Genomic DNA, 13,961 nt, shown 5'->3' on the forward strand with positions numbered 1-13,961 from the left:
GAAACGACTGCTTCCCGTGACTTCTTCTCCCGCCACCTCCGAACAGGCCACACCGGCATCTGCGATTCTGTTCGTATTCTGCGCCGGTGTCCTGTTTTCATGCCTCGACACCAGCGCGAAATATCTCGTGCTGTCAGGCATGGATCCGGCCTTCGTTTCATGGGTGCGGTTTGCCACCCATCTGGTGCTGGTGTTTCTGCTGTTTCGGGGCTGGAGCAATCCGGCGATGTTCCGGGTCAAGAACCTGCCGCTGCAGGTGTTGCGCGGCGTCTTCCTGTTCGGCTCGACGATCTTCAATTTCATGGCCCTGCGTTCGCTGCAGCTTGCCGAAACCATGTCGATCTATTTCTTCGCGCCGATGGTCATCACCGCGCTTGCCGGGCCTCTGCTGGGCGAATGGGCCGGTTGGCGGCGCTGGATGGCGATCCTTGCGGGACTGGTCGGGGTTATCGTCATCACGCGGCCGGGTTTCGTCACGTTCCAGATCGGCCATCTCTATGCGCTGTGCTCGACCGTGAGCTACTGCCTCTACGTCATCATGACGCGGGCGATGTCGGCGAAGGAGAGCCCTGAAAGCCTGATCTTCTATTCAGCACTTGCTCCGGTCGTGCTGATGGCGCCCGCCGTGCCCTATACGGCTTCGATGCCACCGGATCTTTTCCACGGGGCGATTCTTCTGGCGCTCGGCTTCTTCGGCGGGTTCGGCCATTGGCTGCTGATAAAAGCCTACAAGCAGGCAACGACGACGGCGCTTGCCCCTTATCCCTATCTGCAGATGGTCTGGATGATCACCGCTGGCTATCTGGTTTTCGATCAGTTCCCGGATAAGTGGACGCTGGTTGGCGCCGGCATCATCGTCGCCAGCGGCCTCTATATCGTCCACCGCGAGCACCGGTTGCGCCTCAAGAACCGCACGGTTCCCAATGCGGAAGACGAGGATCTGGCAAAAAAGCTTTGATTTGCCGGTGTTCGATGGCATAAGCCGATTTAAACAGTTTAAATCGTCGCTCGGGGGAGGACGTTCTGGCACAGAAGATCAAGCTTTCGACCATTGCGGATGCGCTCGGCGTTTCCACGGCAACCGTTTCGCTGGCCTTGCGCGACAGCGCGCTCGTGGCCGACACGACGCGGGACCGCATCAAGGAACACGCCCGCGCCATCGGCTATATCTACAACCGACGCGCGGCCAGCCTGCGCACGTCGCGGTCAGGCATCGTCGGGGTCGTCGTTCATGACATCATGAACCCCTTCTTCGCCGAGATCCTGCGCTCCATCGAGAGCGAGCTCGACCGCAGCCGCCAGACCTTCATCCTGTCCAACCACTATGACGATCTCGAAAAGCAGCGCACCTTCATCGATACGCTGCTGCAACTGGGTGCGGACGGTGTGATCATGTCGCCGGCGATCGGCACGCCGCCCGAAGACATCATCATGGCTGAGGAAAACGGCCTGCCGGCGGTGCTGATCGCGCGAACGGTGGAAGGGGCCGAAGTGCCGGTTTTCCGTGGCGACGATTCCTATGGCACCGGGCTGGCCACCAACCACCTGATCTCGCTTGGCCACAAGCGCATCGCCATGATCGGCGGCACCGACCAGACCTCGACAGGCCGCGACCGCTATCAGGGCTACCTGAACGCGATGGAAGCCGCCGGGCTGGAAGTCAGGCCAAGCTGGCGTATTCCCGGCCCACGCACCAAGCAGGCCGGCTTCGAGGCTGCCGGCCAGTTCCTGGCGCTGAAAGACAAGCCCACCGCGGCCTGCTGCTGGAACGACCTCGTCGCCATCGGCCTGATGAACGGTATTGCCCGTGCCGGCCTCGTACCTGGCATCGATATCTCCGTCACCGGCTATGACGATCTGGAGGAGGCGGCGATCGCTACTCCGGCGCTGACCACCGTATGGAACGGCCAGCGCGAAGTGGGACGGCGGGCGGCCAGCGCGCTGCTCGACAAGCTCAACGGCCAATCGGTTCGGCCATCGCAGGAACTCATCAGGCCGGAGCTTCATGTGCGGCAGTCGACAGGCAAGCCCGTAGAGCGCGGCTGAAACACCCAGATACTCACCGAAAGAAGCAGGCATGACCGACCTCAGCGCCATCACGATCCTTGTTCCCGGCAAACTGCACCCGCGATCCGTCTCACGCATCGGCGAGGCGTTCCGGCTGGTGCGCCTCGACAAGATCGATCCCGCTTTGATAACGGATGAGATGAAGCAGACGGTGCGTGGTGTCGCCGCCTCGCCGTCGCTCGGCGACAATTCGGTGAGCGCTGCCTTCATACAGGCTTTGCCGAAGCTGGAGATCGTCGCCAATTTCGGTGTCGGCTATGACGGCGTCGATGCCGCCCATGCCGGCAAGCACGGCGTCATGGTCACCAACACACCGGATGTGCTGACCGAGGAGGTCGCGGACACCGCAATCGGCCTGCTCATCAACACCGTGCGCGAACTGCCGCGCGCCGAAGCGTGGCTGCGCGGCGGGCGCTGGGCGAAGGACGGCAACTATCCGCTGAGCCGGCTCACACTGCGCGGACGCAAGGCCGGCATTTTCGGCATGGGCCGCATCGGGCTTGCCATCGCGCAGCGGCTGGAGGCATTCGGCATGACCGTCGCCTACCACAACCGCAGGCGCGTGGAAGGCCTGGCTTATGAATATCACGAGACGCTGGCCGGGCTTGCCGGCGCGGTCGATACGCTGATCTCGGTTGCGCCGGGAACGGCATCGACGCAGAAGGCGGTGAATGCGGCAGTGCTGAAGGCGCTCGGGCCTGACGGCGTTTTCGTCAATATCGGCCGTGGCTCGACGGTGGATCAGGATGCCCTGATTGCGGCCCTCGCCAACGGCACCATAGCGGCGGCGGGGCTCGACGTATTCGCCGACGAGCCAAATGTGCCGCAGGCGCTGCTGGACCTGCCCAACGCAACATTGCTGCCGCATGTCGGCTCGGCCTCGGTCCATACGCGCGACGGCATGGCCGACCTCGTGGTGGACAATCTTATTTCATGGTTCGGAGAAGGTAGGGCGCTGGCGCCGGTGCCTGAGACGGTGAATGTGAAGGCGAAGGGTTGATAGGGGTTTGGTCAGCTAACCGTAAAGGCTTGCGCTGCCCCTCATCCGCCTGCCGGCACTTCCGTATAGTGACGGGGAGAAGGAGGAAGCTCCAACGCCGACGCCCCCTCTCCCCGTTTTTCACGGGGAGAGGGTAAGGGTGAGGGGCAGCACCATGCTCGGAAGTTTCATTCCCCGAGCGGACGCTCCACCTTCAAAGATTGTTCTATTCCGCTGCGCTTCTGGCGCTCTGCTTTGCGACAGCGTGCTGGCGCACGGCATCGCCAAAAGCCTTGAAGATACGGGCCGAAACGCTGTCGGACTGCACCCAGTATTCCGGATGCCACTGGACGCCGACGGCGAAGGCGCGCGCGTCCTTGGCCGACACGGCTTCCACAGTGCCGTCTTCGGCCACTGCCTCGAGCTGAAGCCGTGAGCCGAGCCGGTCGACTCCCTGGCGGTGGACCGAATTGACCATGATGTCGCCCGGCCCGAAGATGCCGGCAAGGCAGCTGCCCGGCTTGATCGTCACGTTCTGGCGGATGGCGAAGCGCTCGTCTTGGATATCGCTCACCGGTGCGCGGTGATCAAGCGAACCTTCGCGCTCCTGGAGCTCGGTCGCCAGCGTTCCGCCGAGGGCTACGTTCATCTCCTGGATGCCGCGGCAGATCGCCAGCAGCGGCACGCCATATTCGATCGCCTTGCGGATCAGCGGCAGCGTGGTGGCGTCGCGATCGGGATCATAGGGACCGTTGGCTTCGCTGGCGTCGCCGCCATAAAGCGAGGGGTGCACGTTCGACTTCGAGCCGGTGATCATGACGCCGTCGACGGAAGCCAGAAGCTGGTCGAGGTCGAGCCGGTCGCCGAAATTGGGCACGAGCACGGGAAACACGCCGGCCCCGGAAATTGCTGCTTCCAGATATTGCTTGGGCGCGGCATGCCACGTGTAGTTGTCGAACTGGCGTACATCGGTCGATATGGCGACGAGTGGCTGGTGCATTTTGTCTGTTGCTTCCGATTCAGGACGAGACGGTATTCTGCCTTTAAAATAGGCGATATTCCGGCAGGTTTCCAACTAAGTTTGACGATCGTGATTGGAAAAGCAAAGGCCCTGTTAGACTATAGTTTTAGGCCATCCCGCGCCACAGCGATTTCCTTGCTGCAAGGGGTGCGGTTTGTCCCGTCGGTGCTGGACTTGGACCAAGTGCTGTGTATTGTTCGGGCGGTGCTCACGCCGGAAAAGCTGATATTTCAAAGGTATCCGGCCTCTGTCTTGGTCCAATAGGGAGGAACTTCATGGATCGCCGTTCATTCATCAGCAAGGCCGGGCTGGCCAGTGCCGGGGCCGTCGCCGCGACGACGCTGGCCGCTCCCGCGATTGCCCAGTCCAATCCCAAGGTCACCTGGCGCCTTGCTTCTTCGTTCCCGAAATCGCTCGACACGATCTATGGCGGCGCGGAAGTGCTGTCGAAATATCTGTCGGAAGCGACCGACGGAAACTTCACCATCCAGCCCTTCGCGGCGGGTGAACTCGTGCCGGGCCTGCAGGCCGCGGATGCAACCTCTGCCGGTACGGTCGAAGCCTGCCACACGGTGGCATATTATTACTGGGGCAAGGACCCCACATGGGCGCTGGGTGCTGCCGTGCCGTTCTCGCTCAATGCGCGCGGCATCAACGCCTGGCACTATCATGGCGGCGGCATCGACCTGTTCAACGAGTTCCTCGGCACGCAGGGCCTGTTCGGCCTGCCGGGCGGCAACACCGGTGTGCAGATGGGCGGCTGGTTCCGCAAGGAGATCAATTCGGTCGAAGACCTCAAGGGCCTGAAGTTCCGCGTTGGTGGTTTTGCCGGCAAGGTTCTCGAGAAGCTCGGCGTCGTGCCGCAGCAGCTCGCCGGCGGCGACATCTATCCGGCGCTGGAAAAGGGCACGATCGATGCTGCCGAATGGGTTGGCCCCTACGACGACGAGAAGCTCGGCTTCCAGAAGGTCGCGCCCTACTACTACTATCCCGGCTGGTGGGAAGGCGGCCCGACGGTCCATTTCCTCTACAACAAGGCCAAGTATGAAGAGCTTACGCCGGCCTACAAGTCGCTGCTGCACACCGCTTCGCAAGCTGCGGACGCTAACATGCTGCAGAAATACGACTTCCTGAACCCGCCGGCCGTCAAGCGGCTGGTTGCCGGCGGCGCGCAGCTGCGCCCGTTCAGCCCGGAAATCCTTGAAGCCTGCTTCAATGCGTCCAACGAGGTCTATGCCGAGATGGAAGCGAGCAACCCGGCCTTCAAGAAGATCTGGGATTCGATCAAGGACTTCCGCAAGGAGCACTACCTCTGGGCGCAGATCGCCGAATACAACTACGATACGTTCATGATGATCCAGCAGCGCAACGGCAAGCTCTGATCGCAGGAACCTGACCTCAAAGAAAACCCCGGAACGATCGTTCCGGGGTTTTTTGTTGCCTGCATCTGCAAAGAAAGAGCCCGGCGCGTTGGCCGGGCTCCTTGCCGATCAGTTGAAGCTCGGCGGCTTCGACAGGTCGTTGGCCGGCGGCGTAGGGTTCGCCGGAGCGGTGCCGCCCGCAGGCGGCGGTGAACCGAGTGGCGGCAGGCCGAGCCCGCCTCCACCGAGACCCGGCATGTCCGGCATCTTTATCTGGATGGAATTTGGATCAACCACCGGCCCCTTGTAGTGCATGACCATCTGCGGGAAGGCGATGACCAGCCCGACCATAATGACCTGGATGCAGACGAACGGCACCGCGCCCCAGTAGATCTGGCCGGTGGTGACTGGCTGCATGCGCTTGCCGGTGACCTTGTCGAGATAGGGCACCTTGGCCGCCACCGACCGCAGGTAGAACAGCGCGAAGCCGAATGGCGGATGCATGAAGCTGGTCTGCATGTTGACGCCGAGCAGAACGCCGAACCAGATCAGGTCGATGCCGAGCTTGTCGGCCGCCGGCGCCAGCAGCGGCACGATGATGAAGGCCAGTTCGAAGAAATCGAGGAAGAAGGCCAGGAAGAACACCAGCACATTGACAACGATCAGGAAGCCGAGTTCGCCGCCGGGCAGCGAGGTCAGCAGGTGCTCGACCCAGAGATGGCCGTTGACGCCATAGAAGGTGAGCGAGAAGACGCGCGCGCCGATGAGGATGAACAGCACGAAGGACGAGAGCCGCGTCGTTGCCGCCAGTGCCTGCTTGATGACTTCCATTGACAGACGGCCTTTCGCCGCCGCCATGATCAGCGCGCCAACGGCACCCATGGCGCCGCCTTCCGTCGGCGTGGCGATGCCGAGGAAGATCGTGCCCAGCACTAGGAAGATCAGCGCCAGTGGCGGGATCAGCACGATGATGACCTGCTGGGCCAGCCTCGACATGATGTTGAGGTTCATCGCCCGGTCAATGATGGCGAAGATATAGATGAGAATGATGCCGACGACCGCGCCCCAGATGTCTGCATCGACGCCAAGGGTTGGCGTGAGCAGCACATGGGAAACGTAGGCCACGGCCGCCGCAGCGACCAGTGCGACAGCCAATGAGGTGACGCCATGGCCGAGCGTGCGCGCCTCGAGCGGCAGCGCCGGCATGGATTTCGGCCGGAAAATCGACATCAGCAAGATGTAGAGAACGTAGAGCCCGGTCAGCACCAGACCGGGGATCAGCGCGCCCTTGTACATGTCGCCGACCGAGCGGCCGAGCTGGTCGGCCAGAACGATCAGCACCAGCGACGGTGGGATGATCTGCGCCAGCGTTCCCGATGCCGCGATGACGCCGGACGCGACGCGGCGGTCATAGCCATAGCGCAGCATGATCGGCAGCGAGATAAGGCCCATGGCGATGACGGAGGCCGCCACAACGCCGGTGGTCGCCGCCAGCAGAGCGCCGACGAAGATCACCGCATAGGCGAGGCCGCCGCGAATCGGGCCGAAAAGCTGGCCGATCGTGTCGAGCAGATCCTCGGCCATGCCGGAGCGTTCGAGCACGATGCCCATGAAGGTGAAGAAGGGGATGGCGAGCAATGTGTCGTTCGACATCACCCCCCATAATCGTTCGGGCATGGCATAGAGCAGAGGCCAGGAAAGGTTGATCGAGCCGCTGGAGTACGGCGCGAGTTCCACGCCGATGAAGAAGAACAGCAGGCCGTTCGCGGCCAGCGAGAAAGCGACGGGATACCCCAGCAGCAGGAAGATGATGAGGCAGAAGAACATGATCGGCGCCATGTTCTCGGCGATGAAGTGGATCACTTTTGCACCTCTTTCGCCAATGCTTCGCCTTCGGCAACAGCTGCCTCATGAGCCGATATGAACGGTGTTGGATCATCCATGTCGCCGCGCATGATTGCGATCTTCTTGATGATCTCGGAAATGCCCTGGAAGCCGAGCAGCAGGAAGCCGATCAACAGCATCGCCTTGGCCGGCCAGATGATGAGGCCGCCGGCGCTGGACGACATTTCGCCGTTGCGGACGGACAGGCTCACATAGGGCACGAAATAGAAGATCATCAGGAGGACGAAGGGCATCAGGAAGAAGACATGCCCGAACAGGTCGATCCAATGCTGCTTGCGGCGCGAGAACATGCCGTAGACGATGTCGATGCGGATGTGTTCGTTCTGCTTCAGCGTGTAAGCGGCGGCGAGCAGGAATGCCGCGCCGAAAAGATACCATTGCAATTCCAGCCAGGCATTCGACGACATGTTGAATGTCTTGCGAATGATGGCGTTGCCGGCGCTGACCAGCACCGCAAGCAGAATGAGCCACGAGACCCATCTGCCGACGACTTCGTTCATGCGGTCGATGGCTCTGGATAGAGCGATTAGCCCTGCCATGCGATCTCCTCCCTCAATAAGCTTTCGGCCATCGCCCGTTTCCCGGGCTTGATGGCGCATCTGGCTTTCATCGGTAGGCTGACAGGCGGGGCGGCGTCAACAACGGATGGTGCACGACTCGGTACGGATTATGCCAAGCATTGTGGAAATCCCGCGTTCCGGGACACGAATGCAACGAAAGTTGTAGAACTTCCGATGGGTCAGGGCTGGGCGGTTTTCTGCGTTTCCTGGCCGGCCATGCGCAGCACCAGCACTGCGGCCAGCAGCGCGAACATCCAGGCGTCGCGCCACTCGATCGGGAAATAGCCCGACCACAGCGACTCGGCGATGCCGAAGGCGAATGCACCGAGTGCCGCGCGGGTTGGTGCATGGTAGCCGCCGATGGCGGTGACGAAGAGGATCTTCAGGCCGAAGACCAGACCGCTGCCAAAACCGATATTGCCGAAGTAAAGTGCTGCGAGAATGCCGGCGAGCGCTGCGGTGACCGCGCCGACCAGCACCGTGGCGCGGAACACGCGGCGGGCATCGACGCCGCACAGGGCGGCTGCAGCCGGGTCATCGGAGACGGCGCGCCACTCGCGCCCGAACTGAGAGCGGGCAAGGACGAGGCCGGCGGCGGCGAGCGTGGCGAGGATTATCAGGCAGTTGAGAAGTTGCATGACGGTGAGCGTGACCTGATAGCCGCCGCTCTCGGTGAAGACGATCGGCGTCGACAGGAGCGGCGGTAGCCAGAAGTCATGCGTGTCGGCGGCGATGCGCGAAAGCTCCATCAGCACGATCGAAACGCCGAGCGTGGCGGCGACGATCGTGTTGGGCGAACGGTCGGCCAAGGGTTCGAACACGTTGCGCGAAAGGACCATGCCGATCAGCGCTGCATAGGCCAGCGCTGCAATGATCGCCACCGCGATGGTTGCCGGCAAGGTCAGCCACAGCACCTGCCAGCCATACACCGCGACGAGGATCATGGTCTGGCCGGAAAAGGCGAAGATCGCGCCATGGGCGAGGTTCGTCCGGTGCAGCACGCCATTGATCAGTGCATAGCCGAAGGCGAGCAGCGCGTAGATCGCGCCGATATGCAGGCCGTTCAGCGCTTGCTGGAGAAAATAGAGCATGCGTCATCCAGTGGCCGCGACCGGGGCGGCCTGAACGAAAACTGCGCCTGAAAATCTAACTTGTCAAAGGCGATTTAACAGTTAGATTTGAGGGATGACCATTTTCTGGACCCGGCATCGATTTTCCGGCGGCGTTTTGGCGCTCGACGTCACCAACACGGTCGTTCATCGCGGCGATCCGGCGCGCAGTTTCGACCGTTTCGAGGATGCGGCGGAGCTGCCGCGGTTTGCCGCCGCAGCTTCCGGCTTTCGCGCCGCCGAGCTCAGCGCGCGGACGCTGGTCGCGCCAGAACCCCTGGCGATCCTGCCGACCGTGCTTGCCATCCGCGAGACGACTGACCGGCTGTTTCGTGATGCGGCGGTGCAGGGGGAGGTTTCAACGGCGGGTCTGCCCGATTTCCTGCGCGCCTGCGCCGACGGGCTGGCAGGTCATGACGAAAAAATCGGCGGGCAGGCAAGGCCCTTCGGCAATGCCGCTGCGCCACTGGCTTTCGAGGCTGCACTTGCCGTTTCGGCGCTGTCGCTGCTGTCGAACGAAAACGTCAGGCGACTGCGGGTCTGCCCGAATTGCAACTGGCTGTTTCTCGACAGGAGCCGCAACGGCAGCCGCATGTGGTGCGACATGGCGGTGTGCGGCAACCGCCAGAAGGCAAAACGCCACTATCACCGCCGCAAGGGCGGTCCGGAGGAGATTTCCCATGCTTGAGCGACTGCGCCTTGCTTGCGCGCTTCTGCTGCTGCCGGCAGCACTCGTTGCCTGCCGCGATAGCGGTAAGGACGCGCTTTTCGAGCTTTCCGGTCGGCTCGTCGTCTTCAACTACCGGGAGGCCAAGGTGACCTATCTGGTCAACCTCGTGCCGTTGCAGCCGATTTCCGAAGGCGAGACCGCGGTGATGACGCTGGACAACCCGGCCGGCGGCGAGCCTATCGTGGTTACCCAAAAGCTCTTTCCCAATCACCAGAAGGTGACGCTCGAAAGCCCACCACTGGAATGCCTCGTCAAGGACAAGCCCTACAAGGTGGCGATCCGCATCGAGGGCGCGGGTGGCGCGCTGCTGCAGGGGATCGAAACCACGATGGTCTCGTCTCAGGACCAGAGCATGCTGCCCGACAAGCCGCTGGTGGTGGGGCCGGGTTATAAGCCAAATCCCGAACTGGCTGGTCATCCTGACGGGAAGCTGCCCGGCGGGCGCGGCGTAACCTGCCCGGCATCGAGCTGACGTCGGATTCGATCACGAAATTTTCATGCGTTCCCAGAGATGGCCGAGCAATCTTTTGTCGAGGATTGCCAGAGATTTATCGCTGCTGTTGTTGTTTTTGGAATGTGGCGCTTTTCGTTTGACCTCGCCTCCAAGGGAGGAAACAGTTAGTCATCTGTCTCGACGTTAGCGGCCCCGAATCGCGACCGCTTCCGCAGAGGAACTGCCTGATGACCCTTCACGACGTTGCCCTCGACGACAAGTTCGATCTTGGCAAGGAACGCATCTTCCTGTCGGGTGCGCAGGCCGTCATCCGCATGCTGCTGATGCAGCGCGAGCGCGACCGCCGCGCCGGGTTGAACACCGCGGGTTTCGTTTCGGGTTATCGCGGCTCGCCGCTCGGCGGTCTCGATCTCCAGCTCTGGAAAGCCAAGGACCAGCTCAAGCAGGCCGATGTCGTCTTCCAGCCTGGGCTCAACGAGGAACTGGCTGCCACTGCCGTCTGGGGCACGCAGCAGGCGGAACTGCTCGGCGAAGGCAGATATGACGGCGTGTTCTCGCTCTGGTACGGCAAGGGACCGGGCGTCGACCGGTCCGGCGATGTCTTCCGCCACGCCAATCTCGCCGGCTCGTCCAAGCATGGCGGCGTGCTGGCGCTGATGGGTGATGACCACAACGCCGAATCCTCGACCAATGCCCATGCCACCGAGTTCCTCTTTGTCGACACGATGATGCCGATCCTCAATCCGGCCGGCGTGCAGGAGTTGATCGATTATGGGCTCTACGGCTATGCGATGTCGCGTTTTGCGGGCACCTGGGCGGCGATCAAATGCGTCAAGGACAACATCGAATCCACGGCCTCGGTCGACGCGTCGCTCGACCGGCTGAACATCGTCATCCCCGAATTCGACATGCCACCGGGCGGGCTCAACATCCGCAACGAGCTCGACCAGCTTGGGCAGGAAGCGCGGCTGCATGAGTACAAGCGCGCGGCGGCCTCGGCCTTCATCCTTGCCAACAAGCTGAACCACACCGTCTACTCCGGCGGGCGCAATGCGAAGATCGGCATCATCACCGTCGGCAAGAGCTATCTCGACGTACGCCAGGCGCTGGATGACATCGGCATTGACGAGAAGCGCGCCAACGAGATCGGGGTGCGGCTGTTCAAGGTGGGCTGCCCGTGGCCGCTCGATCTCGAGCACATCGCCGATTTCGTGCGCGGGCTGGAAACGGTCATCGTGGTTGAGGAAAAGCGCTCGCTGATCGAAGTGCAGGTGCGCGAGAACCTTTACAACACCGCCATGCACCCGACCGTGATCGGCAAGAAGGACGAACGCGGCGACTGGCTGTTCCCGGCCAAGGGCGCGCTCGACCCCAACGATATCGCCATAGCGCTTGGCGAGCGCATCCTGAAGACCATCGGCCCTTCGGAAGAGATCGCCGCCAAGGTCAGCCGGCTGAAGCAGTTTCAGGCGATGCTGGCCGACACGCAGGATGTCGGCTCGCGCACGCCGTTCTTCTGCTCGGGCTGCCCGCACAATTCCTCGACCAAGGTGCCTGACGGGTCGATCGCAGCCGCCGGTATCGGCTGTCATTTCATGGCGCTGTGGATGGACCGCTCGACCGTCGGCTTCACCGCCATGGGCGGGGAGGGTGCGCAGTGGGTCGGCCAGGCGCCGTTCTCCAAGCGCGACCATATTTTTCAGAACCTCGGCGACGGCACCTACAATCATTCCGGCACGCTGGCGCTGCGCTTCGCTTTGGCCTCAAGCGCCAACATCACCTACAAGATCCTCTACAACGACGCGGTCGCCATGACCGGCGGCCAGCCGCATGAGGGCAATCTCACCGTCGAAATGATCGCCCGGCAGGTGCGGGCGGAAGGCGTCGATCGCATAGCCGTCGTCACCGACGAGCCGGGCAAATATGCAGGCCATGTCGAGTTCCCGGCGGGCGCCACGATCCATCACCGCGACGACCTCGATCTGGTGCAGCGCGAACTGCGCGACGTCAAGGGCGTCTCCGTGCTGTTCTACGATCAGACCTGCGCGGCCGAGAAGCGCCGCCGCCGTAAGCGCGGCACGTTTCCCGATCCGGACAAGCGCGTCATCATCAACGAGCTGGTCTGCGAAGGCTGCGGCGATTGCGGCGTGCAGTCCAACTGCGTCTCGATCCAGCCGGTGGAAACCGAGTTCGGCCGCAAGCGCAGGATCGACCAGTCGAGCTGCAACAAGGACTTTTCCTGCGTCAACGGTTTCTGCCCGTCTTTCGTGACGGTGCACGGCGCCAAGATCCGCAAGGCCGAAGGCATCGCCGGCAAATCCGATCCGCTGACCGGTGTGCCGGAGCCAAAACAGTTCCCGATCGATCAGGGCTGGTCCTCGATCATCGATGGCGTCGGCGGCACCGGCGTCGTCACGGTCGGCGCGATCCTCGGCATGGCAGCCCATCTCGAAGGCAAGGGCTGCGGCATGATCGACATGGCCGGCCTGGCGCAGAAGGGCGGCTCGGTCTTCACGCATGTGCGCATCGCCAAGACTCCTGAGGATATCAACGCCATCCGCGTATCGGCCGGCAAGGCCGATCTGATCCTGGGCTGCGACCTCGTCGTTTCCGGCGCTAAGAAGGTGCTGGCTGCCGTGCGCGAGGGGCACACGATCTTCGTTGCCAACACGGCTGAGATCATGCCCGGCGAATTCGCCCGCTCGGCCGATTTCTCGCTTCCGACCGAGCGGCTGAAGAAGGTGATCCGCGAAGCGGCAGGCGATAATCACGCGCATTTCTTCGATGCCACCCGCACGGCAACGGCTCTGTTTGGCAATTCGCTCGGCGCCAACATGTTCATGCTCGGCTTCGGCTTTCAGCATGGCGGCCTTCCGCTGTCGGCCGACGCGGTGGAGAAGGCGATCGAACTCAACGGCGAGGCAGTCGCGATGAACATCGCGGCCTTCCGCTGGGGCCGCCGCGCAGCGCACGAGCCGGAATTCGTGCGCGAGCTGGTCAGCCAGGCCGGCGGAAAGCGCGAAATCGCCGAGACGCTCGACGATATCATCGTGCGCCGCGTCGAATTCCTCACCGCCTATCAGAACGCTGCCTATGCGCGTCGCTATCATGACCGCATCGCAGCGCTCCGGGCAGCTGAGGCCAAGGCGTCCCAAGGCTCGACCGTGGTGACGGAGGCCGCCGCGAGAAACCTGTTCAAGCTGATGGCGATCAAGGACGAATACGAGGTCGCCCGGCTCTACACCGACGGCTCGTTCCTGCGGCAGCTGACCAAGCAGTTCCAGGACTACGACCGGCTCGAATTCCATCTGGCGCCGCCGATCATGGGACGGCGCACGACCGATGGAAAACCGCGCAAGTCGAGCTTCGGCCCCTGGATGATGAAAGGCTTTCGTATCCTCGCCGGGCTGAAGGGACTGCGCGGCTCGCCGCTGGATGTTTTCGGCTACACCGCGGAGCGCCGAATGGAACGCGACCTGCTCGCCCGGTATGAGCGCGATCTCGACCTGATAGGGACCTCACTCGTTGCGGAGAAGATCGAAGCGGCGACTGCACTTGCTTCCGTGCCCGCACTCATCCGTGGCTATGGTCATGTCAAAGCCGCCAGTGCAACAAAGGCCGCGGGTGAGCGGGAAAGACTTGTAGAGCGTTTCACAGGAGCGCGGATAGACACTGTTCTACAGGCAGCGGAATGATTTTTTCTTTCTGGTCCAGTGTCTTTTCATGCCCTGTACTAAAGGCCATTTTCCCTATTGTTTTCAGTGTTCCGATGCTT

At 62.4% G+C, this 13,961-nt stretch carries 11 protein-coding genes; 7 read left to right on the forward strand and 4 right to left on the reverse strand.

The features are described 5' to 3' along the window. Positions 1-16 precede the first annotated feature (16 nt). The 3 genes from WBQ96_RS20850 (at position 17) to WBQ96_RS20860 (ending at position 3,067) form a co-directional block, all read left to right on the forward strand. Entirely contained in the window at positions 17-958 is a 942-nt protein-coding gene (locus tag WBQ96_RS20850; protein ID WP_336553653.1) for a DMT family transporter, read from the forward strand. A gap of 65 nt (positions 959-1,023) precedes the next feature. After that, a complete protein-coding gene (locus tag WBQ96_RS20855) occupies positions 1,024-2,046 on the forward strand; it encodes a LacI family DNA-binding transcriptional regulator (RefSeq protein ID WP_091915423.1) in 1,023 nt (340 codons plus the stop codon). Between the two features lie 31 nt (positions 2,047-2,077). Next, positions 2,078-3,067 (forward strand): 2-hydroxyacid dehydrogenase, encoded by a 990-nt coding sequence (locus tag WBQ96_RS20860; RefSeq protein ID WP_336553655.1) that lies wholly within the window; start codon positions 2,078-2,080, stop codon positions 3,065-3,067. Between the two features lie 205 nt (positions 3,068-3,272). Here WBQ96_RS20860 and WBQ96_RS20865 read toward each other — a convergent pair whose 3' ends face one another. Beyond that, entirely contained in the window at positions 3,273-4,046 is a 774-nt protein-coding gene (locus WBQ96_RS20865) for a gamma-glutamyl-gamma-aminobutyrate hydrolase family protein (protein WP_119815355.1), read from the reverse strand. A gap of 296 nt (positions 4,047-4,342) precedes the next feature. On the opposite strand from WBQ96_RS20865, the gene WBQ96_RS20870 reads away from it, so the two are divergent. Then, positions 4,343-5,449 carry a TRAP transporter substrate-binding protein gene (locus WBQ96_RS20870; RefSeq protein ID WP_165120402.1) on the forward strand — a complete coding sequence of 369 codons (1,107 nt, stop codon included), beginning with the start codon at positions 4,343-4,345 and terminating at the stop codon, positions 5,447-5,449. 108 nt (positions 5,450-5,557) lie between these two features. On the opposite strand, the gene WBQ96_RS20875 is transcribed toward WBQ96_RS20870, so the two are convergent. The 3 genes from WBQ96_RS20875 to WBQ96_RS20885 all read right to left on the reverse strand — a co-directional run bounded on the left by WBQ96_RS20875 (position 5,558) and on the right by WBQ96_RS20885 (position 8,984). After that, positions 5,558-7,291, reverse strand: coding sequence for a TRAP transporter large permease (locus WBQ96_RS20875; protein WP_336553658.1), 1,734 nt, complete (start codon positions 7,289-7,291; stop codon positions 5,558-5,560). Continuing rightward, on the reverse strand, positions 7,288-7,872 hold the full coding sequence (locus tag WBQ96_RS20880; RefSeq protein ID WP_165120404.1) for a TRAP transporter small permease subunit: 585 nt from the start codon (positions 7,870-7,872) through the stop codon (positions 7,288-7,290). Before WBQ96_RS20880 ends, WBQ96_RS20875 begins: the two co-directional genes overlap by 4 nt. Positions 7,873-8,072: 200 nt before the next feature. Next, positions 8,073-8,984: a branched-chain amino acid ABC transporter permease gene (locus tag WBQ96_RS20885; protein WP_336553661.1), complete on the reverse strand. Its 912-nt coding sequence runs from the start codon at positions 8,982-8,984 to the stop codon at positions 8,073-8,075. A 94-nt stretch (positions 8,985-9,078) separates the two neighbouring features. Between WBQ96_RS20885 and WBQ96_RS20890 the strand changes: the two genes are divergently transcribed. From WBQ96_RS20890 to WBQ96_RS20900, 3 genes are all read left to right on the forward strand, one after another. After that, entirely contained in the window at positions 9,079-9,690 is a 612-nt protein-coding gene (locus WBQ96_RS20890; RefSeq protein ID WP_336553664.1) for a CGNR zinc finger domain-containing protein, read from the forward strand. Continuing rightward, positions 9,683-10,204: a hypothetical protein gene (locus tag WBQ96_RS20895; RefSeq protein ID WP_336553666.1), complete on the forward strand. Its 522-nt coding sequence runs from the start codon at positions 9,683-9,685 to the stop codon at positions 10,202-10,204. The genes WBQ96_RS20890 and WBQ96_RS20895 overlap by 8 nt, the downstream gene beginning before the upstream one ends. Positions 10,205-10,413: 209 nt before the next feature. Beyond that, the gene (locus tag WBQ96_RS20900; protein ID WP_336553668.1) at positions 10,414-13,881 is read left to right on the forward strand and encodes an indolepyruvate ferredoxin oxidoreductase family protein; all 3,468 of its coding nucleotides are present in this window, start codon (positions 10,414-10,416) and stop codon (positions 13,879-13,881) included. The last annotated feature ends 80 nt before the right edge of the window (positions 13,882-13,961 follow it).

It is taken from the genome of Mesorhizobium sp. CCNWLY176, assembly GCF_037153935.1.
In the GTDB taxonomy this organism is placed as follows: Bacteria; Pseudomonadota; Alphaproteobacteria; order Rhizobiales; family Rhizobiaceae; genus Mesorhizobium_M; species Mesorhizobium_M zhangyense.